Here is an 18,530-nt window from a genome sequence, read left to right as displayed (position 1 = left end):
TGGCAACCGTGGCGTCGGGGCTTGTGTCCCGATCCCTGGCGCATGGCGACGTCTTCGGTATAGAAAGCAAGGTATTGCAAACTGTTGCGAAGTTTTCGCAGGGAGCCGTTTCGCCCCGGCGACCCGGTTGGCCCTGGCCGGGAACCGGACGGAAACAAAGGCCCCTGTTGACATCGTTTCGTGCCCCTGCAAGAGGAGGCCATGCGTCTTCAATTCTCGCTTCGACTACGCATATTCGTGGTGCTCGGCCTGCTGATGGCCGTCACTGTGGGCGGCGGCGGTTTCATGCTCTGGTATGGAGTCAGGCTGCAGGGATTTCTGGCCGACATTTTCGATCGCCAGGTGCTGGCCCTGGAGGCGGCCATGCGCCTGGAAAGCTCCCTCGCGGCCCAGCGCGGCTACCTGACGTATTATTCCCTGGATCATGACAAGAAGTGGATCGCCAAGCTGAGCGAACAGCAGAACGCCTTCGAGCATGACCTGAACCGGGTGCGCGCCCTTTCCGGGGGCGAACGGTCCCGCCAGCAGCTCGACGTCATCGCCCAGAGCTTCATGCGTTTGACCATGGAGCGCGAACGCGTGGTGGAACTGCTCGACGCCGGCGACCGACCGGCGGCAAGCGTGGTGCATGTGGCGGCCAGAGCCCGATTCGACAGTCTCATGGGCCTGTGCGACGCCTTCATGGAGAGTCTGCACGAGGCCCTGGCCAGCGACCGCGACGACGGGGTGAACCTGCTCAAGCTGGTCAATGCGTTGGGCATGGCCTCGGTAATCTTCACATTTTTGCTGGGGTTCGGGCTCGCGGTGGTGTTGTCGCGCCAGATTTTGGCGCCCATCCGGCGCATGGCCCAGGACCACGACGAACCCGTGGGGCCGGACGAAGTGGCCGCCCTGGAAAACCGCGTGCACGGTCTCATCGAACGGGTGGGCCAGGCCAAGGCCAAGCTGGAAAAAAGCCAAGCCCACCTCCAGGCCGCCGAGCGCATGGCCACGGTGGGGCGCATGGCCGCGGGCGTGGCCCATTCCATCAGAAATCCCCTGACCTCGGTGAAGATGCGGCTGTTTTCGCTCAACCGCTCCCTGACGCTTACGGCCGTGGAGAAGGAAGACTTCGAGGTTATTTCGGACGAGATCAAGCATCTTGACGGCATCATCCAGAATTTTCTCGAATTCGCCCGTCCCCCCAAGCTCAAGCTGCGCCGGGTGAGCCCTTCGGAAGTGGTGGACCAGGCCGCGCTGTTGCTCGACCATCGCCTGCGGGGCCAGGGCGTGAACCTGGTGGTGGAGCGCGAGGAGCTTTTGCGCCCGATCCTCATCGACCCTGAACAGATCAAGGAACTTCTGGTCAACCTCTTCACCAACGCCATGGACGCCATGGAAGGACGCGGCGTCCTGGTGGTCACCGAGGAAGAGGGCTTCCTGGACGCCATGGGGCGGGTGGCCGTGGTGTCCGTGTCCGACAGCGGGCCGGGCGTGGCCGAGGAACACCGCGACGAGGTTTTCGAACCGTTTTTCACCACCAAGGAGGACGGCACAGGCCTGGGCCTGCCCATTGCCCGGCGCATCGCCACCGAGCACGGGGGCACGCTTGCGCTCTCCCAGAGCAAGGTCGGCGGGGCCAAGTTCACCCTGACCCTGCCGTTCGACGCCGAAGTACAGGGAGGAGCCCGGTGGCGCTGATTCTCATTGTGGACGACGATCCCCGGTTGCGCGACAGTTTCGCCCGACTGCTCGTGCAGGACGGACACCAGGCCCTGACCGCGCCTTCGGGAGAGGAGGGCGTCGCCCGCGTGGAGCACGACCGGCCGGACCTGGTGGTCATGGACGTGCGCATGCCGGGAATGAGCGGACTCGAAGCGCTCTCGCGCATGAAGGCCAAGGACCCCGGGGTTCCGGTGATCATCATGACCGCCTACGGAGCCACGGATACGGCCATCGAGGCCGTGAACAAGGGCGCGTTCGACTACATTCTCAAGCCGTTCGACATCCCCGAGATGCTCACCCTGATCGGCCAGGCCCTGGACGCCTCGTCGCGGGCCAGAAAGCGCGAGGGCGAACCGGCGGCCAGCGTGGACGAACCCCAGGTGAACCTGGTGGGCCAAAGCCGGGCCATGCGCGAGGTGTACAAGCAGTTGGGCCGTGTGGCCGCCACCGACGCCACGGTGCTGGTGCAGGGCGAGTCCGGCACGGGCAAGGAGTTGGCCGCCCGGGCCCTGTGGAGCTATTCCCCCCGCAGGAGCAAGCCTTTTGTGGTGGTCAATTGCGTGGCCATTCCCGAGACTCTCCTGGAAAGCGAACTCTTTGGCCACGAGAAGGGGGCCTTTACCGGAGCCAACCAGCGCCGGGCCGGCAAGATCGAACAGGCCCGGGGCGGCACCGTGTTTCTGGACGAAATCGGCGACATGCCACCGTCGATCCAGGCCAAGCTCCTGCGCCTTCTGCAGGAGAAGCAGATCGAGCGTCTGGGGGGAGGGGCTCCCGTCAGCGTGGACGTGCGCATCCTGGCCGCCACCAACCGCGACCTGGACGCGGCCATGGCCGAGGGCCGTTTTCGCGAGGACCTGTACTACCGCCTGAAGGTGGTGACCATCACCCTGCCTCCCCTGCGCGAACGCAAAGAGGATATTCCCCAACTGGCCGAACACTTTCTCAGTCTGCACGCCTCGCGCATGCATCTGGTCAATCCCGGCGTGTCGCCCGACGGACTGGTGGCCTTGGCCGAGCACAGTTGGCCGGGAAACGTGCGCGAGCTGGCCAACGTGCTGCAAAAGACCCTGATTTTCAGCCGGGGCCTGCCCATCAGCGACGCCGACGTGCAGGCCGCCATCGCCGGGCGCGCTCCCGAGCCCCGGCCCGAAGGCGAGGACGCCCTCAAGGCGTGGGTGCGCCGGGCCGTGAACGACGCCGGCCCCAACCTGCTGAGCGAACTGACCGACCGCTTCACCGGCATGGTGGTGGCCGAGGCCCTCAACGTCTGCGGGGGCAACCGCTCCAAGGCGGCCCGGTTGCTGGGCGTTTCGCGTCCCACCCTGTTGGCCAAGATGGACAAGCTGGGTCTGGTCGTCGAATCGAGCGTGCGTACCTGCGACGCCCCGGGGTGAGACCGCGCGCCGGGAGCGTGGTCGTGTTCGTCTCTTTCGCCCGGTTCGTCACGGGAGCGGCGGGGCAGTCCGCGCGGACCTGATGCGCCAGGCCGCCTGACCCGGCCGGGACCCGCGCCCGGAGCGTCCCCCGCCTCTTCGTCGCCCTGAACCGCCCGCTTGGCCGGCAAGGCGCGTTGGCCCGGAATCCTTTCCTCCCCGTGGTTTTCCTTCCCGATCCGCCCCGTTCGTGGGAGCGGGAGTTCCCGCCCGTGTCTGCGTTTTCGTCACTTCGTCCACGCCTTGGCCGCGCGGTCCGTCCGCGATCAGGCCGTTCCAAACGCCTCGTCTCGCGGCCGTTTAACAGCCCGTTGAAACAGTCGATTCTTGCAGCCTGCTCAAAACACTTGCTGGCAAGACGCGAGAAAAAGTCAAGCCCGAAGCGGAGTTGGCATCCGTTGAGGGTTTGAGTCTTTCGCAGCAACGCAGCCAGCAAGGATTTTCCAACAGGCTGTTAACAATACTGCTGGCAAAGCGCGCAAAAAGTCAGGTCCGAAGGGGAGTGGGAACTCGTGGGTCTGCATTTTTCGCGGCAACGCGGTCAGCGCGGAGTGGAGGGCGCTACGGCGCGAACCGGCCCATGACTGCGGTCACGCTCATGGACGGAGTCAGCGCGTATCCCGCAGTGAGGCCCAGCAGGGGCAGGCCCTGGCGGGCGAGCGCCACCAGGGGGGCCTGGGCCTCCAGGGAGAAGTCCAGATACCCGGGGCTGTAGGACGGCCCGCAGGGGGCGAGGGTCCCGAGTTCGGCCTTGAGCTGGCGCATGGTCTTGTCCGCCAGGAAGGCCCCCATGCGCTCCAGGGCGTAGCCGTCGAAGGCCCGGGAGTCGGCGAAGAGTTTGGCGGCGTGGTTTTCCAGGTCCGGCCCCAGGGTGGCGGCCAGGACCCAGACCCGGTCGCAGCCCCACAGACGGTGCATGAGCCGGAGGCTGGCCCGGGCGTGGGGGGCGAAACGGTCGAGAAAGTCTTCGCGTTCCAGATCCTTGGCAAAGGTGGTGGGCTGGGCGAGGCGGAGGGCTTTCTGCCAGAGCCCGGCCACCCGGTCGGCGACGGGATCGGTCGGGGCCACGCGCAAGGCGCGCAATATCCGTTGAAAATCGTTGCGCTGCGAAGACATGGCGGGAGGGTAGAAGCTTTCGTCCCCTAGGACAAGTCCGGGGCGAGGAAAATGCGTCATTGAATACGACTGAAAGAGTCTGTTTCGGGAAAAGGAAAAAAGAAATGGACGAACTGTAAAAAAAATTGACACCAAAAACGCTTCCTCCAGGAACAGGGAAAATAATTAGTAAGTTATATTAGGGTGTTGCAAATTGTGCATTTCGGCACGAGCTTTGCCTAAGGGGAACATGCCCATGGAAACCATGACCACCCACCCCATCGTCGTCCTGGCCGAACGCAATCGGCACGTGCGGGACTTTCTGCGCCGCGAGTTCGAGCGAGCCGGCTACGCGGTAAAGACCTGCGCCTTGGGATGCGAAGCGGGGGAAATGGCCATGTCCGGCGGCGACGTGCTGGTGCTCGACCTGGACGCGGCCGACATCGACCTTGGCGGCGTGATCCGCCGGGTCTGCGCCCGCAAGCCCGGTTTGCCCGTGGTGGTGCGCGCCCACAGCGCCGAGGAGGCCGAAGGCTGTCTGTTGGAGGGGCGCACGGTTTTCGTTCCCAAGGATCAGGACCCGGCCCGACTGCTTCGGGCCGTGTGCCGGATTCTTGAGAACGCCAGAAAGTCGGAAGGATGCGGGAAATAACGATCGCTTCGACGCAGCCGCAAGGCCGCGCGAAAGGGGTCCCCGCTGGAGAGTCGGTCAAAGGGTAACAGGCTTTAACTCAAGTGGAGGTCTTTGCAGTGAACTTCTTTCGAAACGTGTTCGAGTTCTTGATGGCCGGTTCGAGAGCCCACGCAAAGTGGGACTACGAAGTGTCCATGAACATCGTGAAGAACAGGAAGAAACTCCTGTTCCTGGCTTTGCTGGTCCTGCCCATCTTGGCCTTCACCTGCGTCGAGGCGGCCGATGTCATCGGCGGCAAGCGGGCCTACATGCCGGCGCACTACACAACCACCATCTTTCTCGCTTCCATCGCGGTCGGCTTGGCCGCCGGTCTCATCACCGGCTGCATCGGCGCCGGCGGCGGCTTCATCATCACCCCGGCCCTGATGGCCGCGGGCGTCAAGGGCATCCTGGCCGTCGGCACGGACTTGTTCCACATCTTCGCCAAGGCCATCATGGGCACCACCGTGCACAAGAAGCTGGGCAACGTCTCGGGCAAGCTGGCGGTCAGTTTCCTGTGCGGATCGGTGTTCGGCGCAATAGGCGGCGGCGCGATCAACAAAGGACTGTACAACGCCGACCCGCTGCTTTCCGAGCTGTTTATCTCCGCGATCTACTCGGTGCTGCTGGGTTTTCTCGGCTTCTACGCCATGTTTGACTTCCTGAAGACCAGCAAGGGCGGCGGCGGCGGCGACGCCCACGGCGGACCTGCCGGCGGCGGCGTTCCGCCCCTGGGTCTCAAGGTGCAGTCGCTCAAGATTCCCCCCATGGTCACCTTCGACGAGGACTTCGTGCCCGGCGGCCGCCAGATTTCGGCCTGGGTCGTGGCCTGCGGCGGCGCCTTTGTCGGTCTTCTGGCCGCCATCATGGGCGTGGGCGGCGGTTTCGTGACCTTCCCCATGTTCGTGTACGTGTTCGGCGTCTCCTCCATGACCACGGTGGGCACCGACATTCTGCAGATCATCTTCACCGCCGGTTTCGCGGCCATCAAGGAATACGCGATCTACGGCTTCGTGTTCTACACCCTGGCCATGGGCATGCTCATCGGATCGCTTTTGGGCATCCAGGTGGGCGCTCTCACCACCAAGGTGGTGTCCGGCGTGCAGATCCGCGGCTTTTACGCCATGTCCATCCTGGCCGGTTTCATCAACCGTGTGACCACCCTGCCCAAGAAGTTCACGGAGCTTGGCTACGTGTCCCTGCCGCCTCAGTTCAACAACACGATCGAACAGATCGGCATGTGGGTGTTCTGGATCGTCGTGGGCTTGTTCGGTGTGTGGGTGTTCGCCAAGTTCTTCGTCAATATCGGCAAGCTGCGCGGGGAGGAGTAGATCATGCTTATCGCCAACAAAGGTGCTTTCTCTAAGGGGTTTCTGTTGCTGATCACGTTCGTGGGGGTGTTTCTCTACATCATGTCGCCCTCATTCAACGGAAGAACCGGACTGCAGTTTTCCGATGATTTCTTCAACATGCTGTCCAAGCATTCCGCCGACTACTTCCCGGAAGTGAAGACGGTCGTGGACAAGCTCAAGGGCAAGGTGGTGAGCGTCAACGTGGTGGTCGCCCGTCCTGACATCAAGGTCGAGCCCGATGCGGCCAAGGGACAGGAAATCGCCAACAAGGACGCCCAGACTGAAGCCGCGGCCCTCGTCGCCGCCGGCGCCCAGGTGGATGTGAAGGACAATGTCATGAGCATCAAGGCGGACCTCGGCGTGGTGACCGGATACGCCATGAACAAGTCCTTGCAGGTGTTCAACGTCAAGGGTGAGGAAGATCTGCAAAAGCCCGAAAACATAGAAGCCCGCAAGCAGATCAAGGTGCTGTGGAAGGCTTTTGGGGCCATGATCAAGCCCCTGCAGCGCGAAAAGTACATTCCCGAAGCCAAGGCGCTCGACACCGTGATGCGCAAGGCCATCGAACCCGCCTATAACTTCTACGGTGTGGACGGCGAGCCTGTTTCCAAGAACATCCCGCTGCTGGTGGGCCTGCTCGCCTTCTACGTGCTCTACACCCTGTGGTACGGTTTCTCCATCTTCTTCATGTTCGAAGGCCTGGGGCTTTCCATGTCGAAGGCCAAGGTCAAGAAGGAAGCGTAAGCACAGGCGAGAAACCCGGTAAACAAACAAACCCCCTCCCGCCAGGCGGGAGGGGGCTTTGACATTTCGCGGCAGTACGGACCCTGGCGCGTCGCCTGGCCGCGACCACGCGAAAGCGTCAGAAGCGGCGACCGGGATGCGCCGGCGCGCAGGACCGAAGGCGATTATTTCCCGGATTCGATTTTATGAGCGGCCTTTTCCACCTCGTCGACAAATCCGCGCCGTGCGGCCCGGATGCGTTCGGCCAGGTCGGGGTCGCCCAGGGCCAGAATCTGGGCGGCCAGCCAGGCGGCGTTTTTGGCCCCGGCCTTGTCCAGGGCCACGGTGCCCACGGGAAATCCCGGCGGCATCTGCACCGTGGCCAGCAGGGCGTCCATGCCGCCCAGGGGCGAGGCGTTCACCGGCACGCCGATGACGGGCTTGATGGTGCGCGCGGCCACGGCCCCGGCCAAATGGGCGGCCATGCCGGCGGCGCAGATGAAAACCTGGCAGCCTTCGGCTTCCAGACGCGCCACCAGGGCCTCGGTGCGTTCCGGGGTGCGGTGGGCGCTGGTGACGGTGAAAAGATGCGGAATCTGCAAGCTTTGCAACACTTCGGAACAGGGGCGCATGACGCCCTCGTCCGAAGCCGAACCCATGAATATGGCGACCTTGGTCATGCTTGGCTCCTGGCTATGCCCTTGGCCCCGATGTCGGAGCGATGAAACGCGTTCTCGAAAGTGACCTTGCCTACTGCCTGATAGGCCCGCCTCTGGGCGGCGGCCAGGTCCGAGTCCAGGGCGGTGACGCCCAGAACCCGGCCTCCGCTGGTGACCAGGGCGTCGCCTTCGCGTTTGGCCCCGGCCACGAAGACCTTCACGTTGGCGTCGGCCTCGGCGTTTTCGATGCCCGAGATGGCCATGCCTTTGGGGTAGTTTCCGGGATAGCCCTCGGCCGCCATGACCACGCACAGCGCGGTCCGGTCGGTGAAGCGCAGGGCGGAAGGATCGAGGCGTCCGGCGGCGCAGGCCAGCATGGTTTCCGCCAGGTCCGACTCCAGGCGCATGAGCAGGGGTTGGCACTCCGGATCGCCGAAGCGCACGTTGTATTCGAGCACGAGCGGGCCGTTTCCGGTCATCATGAGTCCGGCGTAGAGCACGCCCTTGAAGGGGTGGCCCTTGGCGGCCAGGGTCTTGAGGATGGGCGTGATGACCAGAGCGGTCATTTCCTCCCAGCGGGAGCGGGGCAACACCGGAGCCGGACTGTAGGCCCCCATGCCGCCGGTGTTGGGACCGGTGTCGCCGTCGAACACGGCCTTGTGGTCCTGGCAGGAGGGCATGGGCGCGGCGCGTTCGCCGTCGCAAAAGGCCAGGAACGAGGCTTCCTCGCCCAACAGGCAGTCTTCGACCACAACGCGGGCTCCGGCCTGTCCGAAGACTTTGCGGACCATCATTTCGTCCAGGGCGTCCAGGGCCTGTTCACGGGTTTGGGCGACCACCACGCCCTTGCCTGCGGCCAGGCCGTCGGCCTTGATCACCATGGGCAGGGGGCGACTCTCCACATGGGCGCGGGCCGCCTGGTGGTCGTCGAACACGGCGAAGTCGGCCGTGGGCACGCCGGTTTCGCGCATGATTTGCTTGGCGAAGGCCTTGGACCCCTCGAGCTGGGCCGCGAAGGCGTTCGGGCCGAAGCAGGGAATGTTCGCTTGGGCCGCGGCGTCGGCCAGTCCGGCCACCAGGGGGGCCTCCGGTCCGGGGACGATGAGGCCCACCGCGTTTTCCCGGGCGAAGGCCATCAAGGCCTGGACATCGGTGTCCGAAATGGGGACGTTTTCGCACAATCCGGCGGTGCCGCCGTTGCCCGGTGCGGCGTAGATTTTGTTCACCAGGGGGCTTTGGGAAAGTTTCCAGGCCAGGGCGTGTTCGCGTCCGCCCGAGCCGACCAGCAGGACGTTCATGGAGCCTCCTTCGCGCATGCTTGCGCGTGGGGTAGCGCAAGTGCGGTTCGAAAGCAAACGCTTCTCCAATTAACCTGGAATCATTACTGATTGCTACTTATTACCTTTTTCGTTTGACATAGGAGACAAGGAATGCCAAGGAGTAACGAAAAAATCGCAACGAGACGCATCATGCACCACACACACGCCATCGCCATGGACTTCGAGTCCGCCCTTGAGCGCTTCAAGGAAATGTCCCAGGAACAGGGACTGCGCCTGACCCACCAACGGCTGGAGATCCTGCGGGAGCTCGTGGCGGCCAAGGACCATCCCAGCGCCGAGACCGTGTTCAACCGGGTGCGCCGGCGGTTGCCCACCATCTCGCTCGACACCGTGTATCGCACCTTGTCCACCTTCGACGAACTCGGCCTCATCATGCGCGTACCCGTCACGGGCGACCAGGGCCGTTTCGATGCCGATACCAGCCCCCACCACCATTTCGTTTGCTCACGCTGCAAGTCGATCTATGATTTCCTCTGGGAAGATTTCGATCATCTTACCTTGCCGAGCGATTCGTCTTCGTTGGGGAGGGTCGACGACAGGCGCGTTGTGGTGCGCGGTGTCTGCCAGAATTGTCTGGCAAAGACCGGTTCCACGATGTAGGCAAAAAAGCTTGACGGAACGTCACGTTGTGATTTACCTTCCAAACAAGAAGTTTTACTAAAAAATAGAAATTCTAAGGAGACGGATATGTCCAAGAGCTACGAGCACCTGAAAGAGGCTTTCGCCGGTGAGTCCCAGGCCAACCGCAAGTATCTCGCTTTTGCCAAGCAGGCCGACAAGGAGGGCTTTCCCCAAGTGGCCAAGCTGTTCCGCGCCGCCGCCGAGGCCGAGACCGTTCACGCCCATACGCATTTGGCGGCCATGAAAGGCATCGCCAGCACGGCCGAGAATCTCAAGACCGCGGTGGAAGGCGAAACCTACGAATTCGAGAGCATGTATCCCAAAATGATCGAAGACGCCGTGGCCGAAGGCAACAAGCAGGCCGAACGCGCCTTCCGCTACGCCAACGAAGTGGAAAAGGTTCACGCCGCTCTTTACCAGAAGGCTCTGGCCGATCCCGCCGGGCTCACGGCGACCGAATACTACATCTGCCCGGTCTGCGGCTACACCTGCGAAGACCACGCCCCGGACAAGTGTCCCGTGTGCAAAGCCATGGGCAAGGCCTTCTACAGCGTGGGCTAGTTTCCGCTCTTTGCGCCCGGCTTCGACTCGGACCCTTGATCGTCCGTGCGAAAGAACGCAGGGTTTTTCATGCCTGCAAAAGGTCCGGGCGAAACGACTCACCCAAGGAGTTCGAGATGGATAAATGGGAATGCCCCTGTGGCTACGTCTACGATCCCGCCGAAGGCGACGCCGAATCCGGCATAGCACCGGGGACCGCCTGGGAAGACCTGCCCGATGACTGGGTCTGCCCCAAGTGCGCCGCAGAAAAGGAATATTTTGAAAAGGTCAAGTAGCGGCCGGGGGAGAAAAAACGTGCCTCCGGCGCCCGGGGGGAATGCGTTTCCCCCCGACCCCCCTCCATCGGAGGCAGTGGTTCGAAGTCCGCGCCGGTAATGTGACGGACGCGAAAATTGGGGCCAGCTCCCGGCTTTGCCGGGAACTGGCCCCAATTTTTATGACTTTCCTTCGCGCCGGGCGGGACCATGTACGAGCGTCTGTCGTCTCGCGGGCCACTGGGGAGCCCCGAGGGGGTCACCCCCTCGGGCCGCCGGAGGCTCTTCGCGCGTTCATTCGCCGTATACTGTTCTTCTCTTCCATTACACCTCAGGGACCTCGGGCCGCCGGAGGCTCTTCGCGCGTTCACTCGCCTATTCGGCGGCGTATATGACGCGGTGGGGGACGGCCTGGCTGATCTGGTCGAGGAACTCGGCCGCTTCGCGGGCCATGTCCGGGCTGTAGGCCAGACGGACCACCGCGGCGTGGCGGTCCACAACGGTAAGCAGGCCCAGGTGCCCGGCCCCTTCAAGAAAAAACTTCAACAGCGCCAAATGCTTGGGAGCCACGCGCAGGTAGAGCCTGGCGCAGGTCCCGGGAGGCGTGTAGGGCGCGCGCAACCGGCGCGGCTTGGGTTCAGGCATCGCCCTGGCCGAGCACGCGGCAGCCGTCCTCGGTGATGACCACCGTGTGTTCCCAGCGCACGCCGCCCCATTCGGGGTAGTACAGGCCGGGCTCCACGGTCACGACCATGCCCGCTTCCAGCACGGCTTCGGAAAGGGGCGACAGGCTGGGCGCCTCGTGGGTTTCCAGGCCCACGCCGTGGCCCAGGGCGTGGGTGAAAGCCTGGGACACTCCGAAGCCGTCGTAGCATTTTTTGGCCGCGGCGTAGGCTTCGGGGGCCGGCAATCCGGGACGCAGGACGGCCATGGCCTGGCGCTGGGCGGCCTGGGTCTGTTCCAGGGCGGCCCGGAACCGGTCCGTGGGACGCGCGCCCACCCAGAAGGTCCGCGTTTGGTCGGAACAGTAGCCGTTGAGACGCGCGCCCATGTCCACCAGCACGCAACATTCCTCGGTGATGGGCGTATCGCCGGGCACGGCGTGGGGCAGGGCGGCGTTTTGGTTCACGGCCACGATGGAGGAGAAGCAGAGTTCGCTGGCTCCCTGTTCACGAAAGAGCCGTTCGAGATTCCAGGCGGCCTGGGCTTCGGTGAGTCCCGGTTGCAGCACGTCCGGCGCGGCTTCCATGACCTTCTGGTTGAGGGCGAAGGACTTGTCCAGGCGTTCGATTTCGGCCGGCTCCTTGATGCGGCGCAGTCCTTCCACCAGGTCGCTGGTGGGAGTCAGCGTGAGCCCCTGGGCCAGAAGCGCGTGGGCTTCGTAGCAGATTCCCCGGGCCTCGAAGGCCATGGGGCCGGGGTGGATGTCGCCCAGAAACCGGCGGATCTGGGCGAAACGCGGGCCGGAATAGATAAAGATGTCCTTTTCGGGCCAGATCCGTCTGGCCGCGTCGAAGAAACGCGGATCGGTCAGCAGGATGTCGCGTCCCCGTCTGGTGACGAGGAGCATGCCCGAGGACTCGTTGCACTGTCCGTCGTGCAGTTCGAATCCCGAAAGATAATAACGGTTCGCGGCCTGGGTGACCAACAGGGCCGAGTGTCCGGCCTGGGTCATGCGGGCGCGCAGGGCTTCGCGGCGGGCGGCGTAGACGTCCGCGCTGAAAGGGGCGTCGCTCACGGATATACCTTCAGAGGGTGTACGTCGTTTCCTTTTTCCCGGTGAGCATGCGCTGGGCCCACTCCACGCCCTGCATGACGCAGTGGTCCATGTTCGAGACTTCGTACTTCCAGCCGCCGAACCGGCCCCGGCCGTATATGCCGTGGCTTTCCAGCCAGGGCTGCACCACGCCAAGCGCCCGGTCGCGTTCCAGGCTCGGCACGGGATAGGCGTGGTCGATGCGCATCTCCCAGGTGGAGACCACCTTGCGGCGGTCTTCCTCGTTCATGAGCGAACCTTGTACTAGACCGTCCACCACCGTGTCCAGGTGCGCCGGGCCGGGATCGGGCTTGTGTTCGGAAAAGCTCACTTCGGTCATGATGGCCCGCTTGCGCGCTCGGCCGTTTTCCGGGTCCGGGGTGTTGTTGGGCGAGTAGTTGTGGAAATTGGTCACCCGGTAGAACGGGCAGTTGTTTTCGGGAAAGTACATCCAGCACTTGGAATCGCCAGGGTTTTCTTCCAGCCCCACGCCGCCGATCCAGGCCCCGTTGTGGCGCAGCAGATCGGCCGCCCGGCGAATCGTGTCCGGCGGGTTCACGGCCAGGTCGCGCACGAAAAGGTCCAGGGGGCCGGTGTAGAGCAGGGTTTCGTAGGCAAAGCGCTCTCCCGTGGAACAGGTCACGGTCCGGGCCTGCAGGTCCACGGCCACCACCTTGCGTCCGTAGAGCACCCGTTCGCCCAGGCGCGCGGCCATGCGGCGGTAGATTTCGCCCGTGCCGCCGTGGAGCGGAAAGCGAAAGGTGTTGTTGGGACCCCAGGACACGTCGTCGAGTTCGAGCAGGATGTTCTTGAGCACCCGCGCCAGGTCCACCACGCTCACGCGTTCTCCGATCCACTTGTAGTCCATGTGTTCGGCGGGCGTGGCCCAGACCTTGAAATTGTAGGGCAGCATGAACAGCCGGGCGATGCCTTCGCCGAACACCGCGTCGATCCACTGGCGGAAGTTGGCCGGAACGAATCCCTCGGGCCGGGCCAGGTTGCCCGGAAGCAGCCCGCGCACGCACTCCCAGACCAGAGGACGGGGCAAATGGCGCACGTTGTTCTGAAAGGGATAGGGCACCCAGGTTTTGGCCAGGCGCACCCAGGCTTCGCGTTCGTGGGTCAGGCGCTGGTCGCCCAGGAGATCGTCGAGCAGGTTGTCGAAATAGGCGTAGTGGGAAAACACCACGTGCCCGCCCACGTCCCAGGTGAAGCCGGAGGAGTCGCGAAAGCTGGCGGCCAGGCCGCCGGCGTAGTTGTTGGCTTCCAGTGTCAGAAAGTCGTTTTCGCCCAGCTCCGCCAGGCGGCGGGCCGCGCCCAGGCCTGTGGGACCCGCCCCGATGATGAGAAACTTGTGCGGCACGTTCTTCCTCCCTGAAGATTCGCCCACAACGATGCAAGGGGCGGACCAATCGGCCCGGCGCATGGCGGGCGCGAAGGGAGGAGAAGGGACGCGATGCCTTTTCGTCTCGCGCCGCGTCAGAATTTCGGCGTTTGGCGCAGAAATTCCGCAAGCAGCGCCCGGGAAACCGGAGCCAGGTTCGCCCCCAAGGAGTCGGCGAAGGCCGGAGCTTCGGCCAGAGGTACCAGGGCCAGGGCTTCGTATTCGCCGTCTCCGCGTTCACGGTGCAACCGGAGGAGTTCGTCCGGGGAGACGGGCAGGGCCAGGGCCACGCCCAGGTCCAGGACGCCGGTTTCCGGGGTCTCAACCAGGGCGAAGGAACGGGCGCGCAGTCCCCGCTGCTCCAGACCGAGTTCCTCCCGGGCCTCCTGGAAGGCGTGGGCCAGGGAGTCCAGACCGCCGTCGGGCAGACGAAAGTCGCCATGTACCGTGCCGGACGGACAGAGTTCCCACAAGCCGCCGTCGATGGCCAGGTGGTCGCCGCGTCGGCCGAAAACCACCTGTCCGGCGCACACGCTCAGCCCGCTCACGTCCAAGGGATGCAGGTTCAGGACCTGGCGCAGGGTCGGGTCGAGGCGTTGGGCCAGGCGCCAGGAGTACGGGGCCAGAAAACCGTCCGCCCGCTCGGCTTCCAGACGAACCGCGTTGAAATACAGGCCGTCGAACAGGGTCGGACGCCGGAATTGCTCCGTGCGCCACAGCGCCTGGATGCGTTCGCGGACCGCGGGCGGGAGTTCGGGCCGGCTCAGGTCGCTACGCAGGGCGAACCCGGGGCGCACCGGCCGAACGAGCGCGTTCAACGCCTGTCCCCGGCGATGGCGACCAGCACCGCGCCCAGGATCAGGCCCGCGCCGGCGTAGCCCAGGGGCGTGAAGTGCTCGCCGAACAGGGCGAAAGCCAGCGCGGCGGCCACCAGGGGTTCCAGGGTGGCCACCACGGCGGCTCGGCTGGCTTCGATGCGGCGCAAGCCGGCGTAGTAGACCATGTAGGCCCCGTAGGTGGAGAGCGCGGAAAGAGCCGCGCAGGCCGCCCAGGCCTGCCAGGGTCTGGGCCCGGGGGTGAAAAAGGGCAGCATGCAGGCCGCGCCCACGGGCAAGGCGTAAAAAAAAGCCGTGGGCGTGGCGTGATGCGCCAGGAAGGTCTTGCCGAAAATATAGTACAACGCGTACGCCACGCTCGAAGCCAGGCCCCAGGCCACGGCCGCGAAGGTGAGCGGAGCGTCGGAGCCGCCGGAAAGGCTCACGCAGGCCACGCCGGCCATGGTGGCGATGACCGCCCCGGCCTTGATCGGGGTGAAGGACTCGCCCAGGAATTTCCAGGCCAAAAGGGCCACCCAGGCCGGCGCGGTGTAGAGCAGCACCGAGGCCAGGGCCGCGCCGCCGGCCCGCACGGCCAGAACGTAGCTCACGAACAGGCCGCCGATGCCCACCACGCCGAAAAGCCCCAGGACGGGCAGGTCGCGCGCGGCGACGCGCAACTCTCCGGCGAGCGCGGCGTGGGTGGCGTAGAGGGTCCAGGCCATGGACGTTCGCCAGAAGGCGACTTCCAGGGGAGTCATGCCGGCCTGGAAGGCGATCTTGGCCAGCGGTCCGATCATGCCCCAAAGCACGGCGGCCAGGGCGACAAGGGCGTATCCGTAAAACATGGCCGGCCACAATAGCCGGGGTCAGGTCCGAACGGAAGCGAAAACCCGCGCGCGGGGCCGGAAGGTTTGCCGACGGGCCGTTCTGGCGTCGCGTTCTTGAAAATCATGCGCAAAGAGTACGCGCCAAATACCGGGGCGTGTATTCGCGCACGCCATCCTAGAACTCGTGCCGCAAAATGACGCCGGCCCCGGTGCCTCCCGAATTGGACTGGCCATGCGGCTCCACCGGCGAAACCACTCCGGTGACCTTGGTGGACCCCTTGGAAAGGATGTTGGCCCGTACGCCTATGCTCTGGCGCTTGTCGCTTCTGGGTTCGTCCTGGGTGGGGGCCCTGGGGGCGGGCACAGTGTCGGCTGGCGGACGCGTATCCGGCATCACGGGCAGGTTCAACGCGGGGGCCGGCGCAGCGGACGGGACCTGCCCCACCAGGCCCGGCATGGGCGGATCGGGGCTTTCGGTCATGGTTTCCCAGGCGCTCTTGGGGGCCACTTCGGAGGTGATGGAGGCGCTCGGCGGGGCCTTGGGCCTATTCCTATGATGTCTTCCCGGAGTGGGCAGGGCCAGGGTCTGGCCCGGGCGCAGGGGCGCGTCCGGGGTCAGGCCGTTGTGCCTGGCCAGCCGGATCGCATCCAGGTTGCGGGCCTGGGCGATGGAATGCCAAGTGTCTCCGGCGCGCACCACGTACACGCCCCGTGTTTCCGCGGCTGGCGCGTTGCGGGGCTGGGCCGGACAGGGGGACGCCACCACGAGGGCCAGGGCCAGGCAGGTCCCGGCGAACAGGAACGTTGTGCGAACGAGTCGAGGGAAGAAGGACATATCTCCTCCGACGGGTTGGTTTTTTCCTGTATATAGCGCCGGTCGGCAAATATGCAAGGCGTCAGGCCGGGCGCCGATTGGTCAGGGCCACGCCGCACAGCACCAGCGCGCCTCCGGCGAAGAGGGAGGCGTCCAGCGGTTCGCCCAGGAAAAGGCTGCCCATGAGGGCGGCGCTGATCGGCACGAAATTGATGAACACGCCGGCCCGCGAGGCTCCAATGGTCTGTATCCCCTGGTAGAACCAGACAAAGCCAAGTCCCGTTCCCAAAATTCCCAGGTAGGCCACGCTGGTCCAGCCGGACCAGGACAGCGCGGCCGCCTGGCCGGGCAGGCCCTCGGCCAGGGCGAAGGGCAGGAGCAGGGCCGCGCCGATCAGGCAGGAGAAGGTCACCGAGGCCAAGGGGGTGAGCCGGCCCATCACGAATTTGCCCAACACCGAATAGGCCGACCACGAAGCCACGCACCCCACGATCATGAGTTCGCCGGAGCCCACGCGTCCGGCGAGCAGCGCGGAGGGGTCGCCGCGCGAAATCACCAGGGCGGCTCCGCTCAGGCACATGGCGATGCCCAGAATTTTCCAGGGTCCCAGGGGCTCCTTGAAGCACAGTCGCGCCAGCAGGGCGATGCCCACGGGATTGGCGGCCACGATGAGCGCGGCCCGTGAGGCCGGCACGGTCTTGAGTCCTTCGAAGAAGCAGTAGTTGTAGGCGAACACTCCCGTGGCCCCCAAGGCCGACAGCGCGGGGAGCAGGCCCGGCGCGATGCGCGGCGCGCCGCCTTCGCGCAGGATCAGCACGGCGTAAAGAAAGACGCTGGCGGCCACGAAACGCAGGAACGCGGCGGAAAACGGTCCGAGTTCCGGCCCGAGCAGGCGTCCGGCGATGAAGGTTCCGCCCCAGATGACGGCGGTGGCGAAGAGCTTGAGGGAGGTGGCGTTCACGGGCGTTCGTTCGGTTCGTGGAACTGGGAGCGGCGCGCTCCGTTTCAGGCGGCACCCTTGGCCGGTCTGGAAGCCAGCACAGCCTGCACCGTGGCCGCGCCCAGCACGATGGCGCCGCCCGCCATGGCCCCGGCGGAGGGCCTTTCTCCCAGCACGAGATAGACCCAGATGGGATTGAAGACCGGCTCCACGATGGGGATGACGCTGGCTTCCAGGGCGCGCAGTTGGCGCACGGCCTTGGCGTAGAGCTGGTAGGGGATGCCGATCTGGAAAATGCCCAGCACCAGGAGCCACAGCCAGCCCGTGGCGCTTGGGCCGGGGCCTTCCAGGGCGAAAGGCAGGCAGACTGCGGCCGCCAACACGTTGCCCAGAAGCAGGGCTTCGGCCTGGTCGCCGCCGGGCATGCGGCGCAGGAACAGGGGCACGCCGGCGAAGGTGACGCTCGACGCCAGGGCCAGCAGGTTGCCGAGCTGTCCCGTGGCGCTCACTTCGCCCCAGAAGAAGAAGGTCATGCCCACGAAGGCCACGGCCATGATCACCCAATCGCGACGCAGGGTGGGCTCGCCCAGAAAGCGCGGGGCCACGGCCGCCACCCACACCGGGGCCATGTACTGGATGAGCACCGCGTTGGCCGCGGTGGTCAGCCGGGTGGCGCAGACAAAGAGCACCATGGTGGTTCCCATGCACAGGGCCGCGCCGGCCAGGGGCCAGCTCGGGCGGATGCGCGGCAGGCCCAGGGCGAGGAACAGGTAGACGGCCGCAATGGCCGAGCGCGCGCCCGCGATACCCAGCGGAGTCCAGTCGACGCTTTTGATGCACACGCCGCCCATGGACCACAACAGGGCCGTGAACATGAGCAGAAGGGCGGGGGGGACGGTGATGCGGCTTGGGGTCATGGTTTTTGGGGTAGGAGGTGACAAAGCGAACGCCCGGTCCTTGCGCGCGTCGCAAAAACCGGACGGATGTGGGCCGAAGAACCTTTTCGGCCGGAAAAGGGAAAGAAGCAAGACCCCAATCAGGGCTTTTCGTCAAAAAATACGCCGTGTTTCGCCAAAGGACGCCGCCCGTGCGCGTTGCGTCCGTCCGGCCACGGCAGGCAGGGCACCGGCCCTAGGCTATCGGGCGGCCGGCTTGGCTGGAGACGACGAGTCGGGCTGGTCCGGCAGCGGCGTGCTGAGCGGCGTGGGCTCGGGCTCGGACAGGGGGTCGTAGACCTGATCCGGGGGCAGCGCGCCCTCCATGGTCGGGTCCATGCCCTTGACGCCCTTGACGTAGCTGCCATTGCCCGAGGTGACGAAGCCGAATTCCGATCCGTCGACCGTGACCCCGGCGTCGATGTCGAGCATTTTCCCATCTCCGTGGCCGCTGGGAACGGACTTGAAGTCCACATGCGCGCCCAGCAAGGTCTTGCCGGTGGAATCGGTTTTCTTGGCACCGCATGCGGTCAGGGCCAATCCGGCCAGAATCAGGGTGAAAACGAGGGCGAGATGCTTCATGGCCTGGTCCCTCCTGGTTCGAAAAAATACTCCAGTGCGGGCCCCGCGTCAAACGC

At 65.0% G+C, this 18,530-nt stretch carries 20 protein-coding genes; 8 read left to right on the top strand and 12 right to left on the bottom strand.

Going from position 1 to position 18,530, the window contains the following annotated elements; genetic code table 11:
* Positions 1–201: 201 nt before the first annotated feature.
* On the top strand, positions 202–1,680 hold the full coding sequence (locus ACYQ01_RS06665; RefSeq protein WP_459933048.1) for a sensor histidine kinase: 1,479 nt from the start codon (positions 202–204) through the stop codon (positions 1,678–1,680).
* Positions 1,671–3,101: a sigma-54-dependent transcriptional regulator gene (locus ACYQ01_RS06660; RefSeq protein WP_459933047.1), complete on the top strand. Its 1,431-nt coding sequence runs from the start codon at positions 1,671–1,673 to the stop codon at positions 3,099–3,101. The genes ACYQ01_RS06665 and ACYQ01_RS06660 overlap by 10 nt, the downstream gene beginning before the upstream one ends.
* Positions 3,102–3,701: 600 nt before the next feature.
* Here the strand turns inward: ACYQ01_RS06660 and ACYQ01_RS06655 are convergent.
* Positions 3,702–4,214, bottom strand: a complete 513-nt coding sequence (locus tag ACYQ01_RS06655; protein WP_459933046.1) for a hypothetical protein — start codon at positions 4,212–4,214, stop codon at positions 3,702–3,704.
* Between the two features lie 271 nt (positions 4,215–4,485).
* On the opposite strand from ACYQ01_RS06655, the gene ACYQ01_RS06650 reads away from it, so the two are divergent.
* The 3 genes from ACYQ01_RS06650 (at position 4,486) to ACYQ01_RS06640 (ending at position 7,004) form a co-directional block, all read left to right on the top strand.
* Positions 4,486–4,887: a DNA-binding transcriptional response regulator gene (locus ACYQ01_RS06650; RefSeq protein ID WP_459933045.1), complete on the top strand. Its 402-nt coding sequence runs from the start codon at positions 4,486–4,488 to the stop codon at positions 4,885–4,887.
* Between the two features lie 98 nt (positions 4,888–4,985).
* Positions 4,986–6,239 (top strand): sulfite exporter TauE/SafE family protein, encoded by a 1,254-nt coding sequence (locus ACYQ01_RS06645; protein WP_459933044.1) that lies wholly within the window; start codon positions 4,986–4,988, stop codon positions 6,237–6,239.
* A gap of 3 nt (positions 6,240–6,242) precedes the next feature.
* Positions 6,243–7,004, top strand: a complete 762-nt coding sequence (locus tag ACYQ01_RS06640) for a hypothetical protein (RefSeq protein WP_459933043.1) — start codon at positions 6,243–6,245, stop codon at positions 7,002–7,004.
* Positions 7,005–7,168: 164 nt separating this feature from the next.
* On the opposite strand, the gene purE is transcribed toward ACYQ01_RS06640, so the two are convergent.
* Positions 7,169–7,663: a 5-(carboxyamino)imidazole ribonucleotide mutase gene (gene purE / locus ACYQ01_RS06635; protein WP_459933042.1), complete on the bottom strand. Its 495-nt coding sequence runs from the start codon at positions 7,661–7,663 to the stop codon at positions 7,169–7,171.
* Positions 7,660–8,940 carry a phosphoribosylamine--glycine ligase gene (gene purD, locus ACYQ01_RS06630; protein ID WP_459933041.1) on the bottom strand — a complete coding sequence of 427 codons (1,281 nt, stop codon included), beginning with the start codon at positions 8,938–8,940 and terminating at the stop codon, positions 7,660–7,662. Before purD ends, purE begins: the two co-directional genes overlap by 4 nt.
* A gap of 171 nt (positions 8,941–9,111) precedes the next feature.
* Here purD and ACYQ01_RS06625 point away from each other — a divergent pair, with 171 nt between their 5' ends.
* The 3 genes from ACYQ01_RS06625 (at position 9,112) to ACYQ01_RS06615 (ending at position 10,439) form a co-directional block, all read left to right on the top strand.
* Positions 9,112–9,582: a Fur family transcriptional regulator gene (locus tag ACYQ01_RS06625; protein ID WP_459933040.1), complete on the top strand. Its 471-nt coding sequence runs from the start codon at positions 9,112–9,114 to the stop codon at positions 9,580–9,582.
* Between the two features lie 87 nt (positions 9,583–9,669).
* The gene (locus tag ACYQ01_RS06620; RefSeq protein WP_459933039.1) at positions 9,670–10,164 is read left to right on the top strand and encodes a rubrerythrin family protein; all 495 of its coding nucleotides are present in this window, start codon (positions 9,670–9,672) and stop codon (positions 10,162–10,164) included.
* 116 nt (positions 10,165–10,280) lie between these two features.
* Positions 10,281–10,439: a rubredoxin gene (locus ACYQ01_RS06615; RefSeq protein ID WP_459933038.1), complete on the top strand. Its 159-nt coding sequence runs from the start codon at positions 10,281–10,283 to the stop codon at positions 10,437–10,439.
* A gap of 354 nt (positions 10,440–10,793) precedes the next feature.
* On the opposite strand, the gene ACYQ01_RS06610 is transcribed toward ACYQ01_RS06615, so the two are convergent.
* From ACYQ01_RS06610 to ACYQ01_RS06570, 9 genes are all read right to left on the bottom strand, one after another.
* A complete protein-coding gene (locus ACYQ01_RS06610) occupies positions 10,794–11,063 on the bottom strand; it encodes a DUF4911 domain-containing protein (RefSeq protein WP_459933037.1) in 270 nt (89 codons plus the stop codon).
* A complete protein-coding gene (locus tag ACYQ01_RS06605) occupies positions 11,056–12,156 on the bottom strand; it encodes a M24 family metallopeptidase (RefSeq protein WP_459933036.1) in 1,101 nt (366 codons plus the stop codon). Before ACYQ01_RS06605 ends, ACYQ01_RS06610 begins: the two co-directional genes overlap by 8 nt.
* 10 nt (positions 12,157–12,166) lie before the next feature.
* Positions 12,167–13,537, bottom strand: a complete 1,371-nt coding sequence (locus ACYQ01_RS06600; RefSeq protein ID WP_459933035.1) for a protoporphyrinogen/coproporphyrinogen oxidase — start codon at positions 13,535–13,537, stop codon at positions 12,167–12,169.
* Between the two features lie 116 nt (positions 13,538–13,653).
* Positions 13,654–14,376: an NUDIX hydrolase gene (locus tag ACYQ01_RS06595; RefSeq protein ID WP_459933034.1), complete on the bottom strand. Its 723-nt coding sequence runs from the start codon at positions 14,374–14,376 to the stop codon at positions 13,654–13,656.
* Positions 14,373–15,221, bottom strand: a complete 849-nt coding sequence (locus ACYQ01_RS06590; protein ID WP_459933033.1) for a DMT family transporter — start codon at positions 15,219–15,221, stop codon at positions 14,373–14,375. The genes ACYQ01_RS06595 and ACYQ01_RS06590 overlap by 4 nt, the downstream gene beginning before the upstream one ends.
* Positions 15,222–15,378: 157 nt before the next feature.
* Complete coding sequence (locus ACYQ01_RS06585) at positions 15,379–16,038, bottom strand: LysM peptidoglycan-binding domain-containing protein (protein ID WP_459933032.1); 660 nt, start codon at positions 16,036–16,038, stop codon at positions 15,379–15,381.
* Positions 16,039–16,099: 61 nt separating this feature from the next.
* On the bottom strand, positions 16,100–16,978 hold the full coding sequence (locus tag ACYQ01_RS06580; RefSeq protein WP_459933031.1) for a DMT family transporter: 879 nt from the start codon (positions 16,976–16,978) through the stop codon (positions 16,100–16,102).
* A gap of 44 nt (positions 16,979–17,022) precedes the next feature.
* The gene (locus ACYQ01_RS06575) at positions 17,023–17,874 is read right to left on the bottom strand and encodes a DMT family transporter (protein WP_459933030.1); all 852 of its coding nucleotides are present in this window, start codon (positions 17,872–17,874) and stop codon (positions 17,023–17,025) included.
* Between the two features lie 219 nt (positions 17,875–18,093).
* A complete protein-coding gene (locus ACYQ01_RS06570) occupies positions 18,094–18,474 on the bottom strand; it encodes a hypothetical protein (protein WP_459933029.1) in 381 nt (126 codons plus the stop codon).
* Between the last annotated feature and the right edge of the window lie 56 nt (positions 18,475–18,530).

It is taken from the genome of Fundidesulfovibrio butyratiphilus, assembly GCF_054657235.1.
Note: the sequence above shows the minus strand (reverse complement) of the source record. Positions and strands in the feature narration are given on the sequence as shown.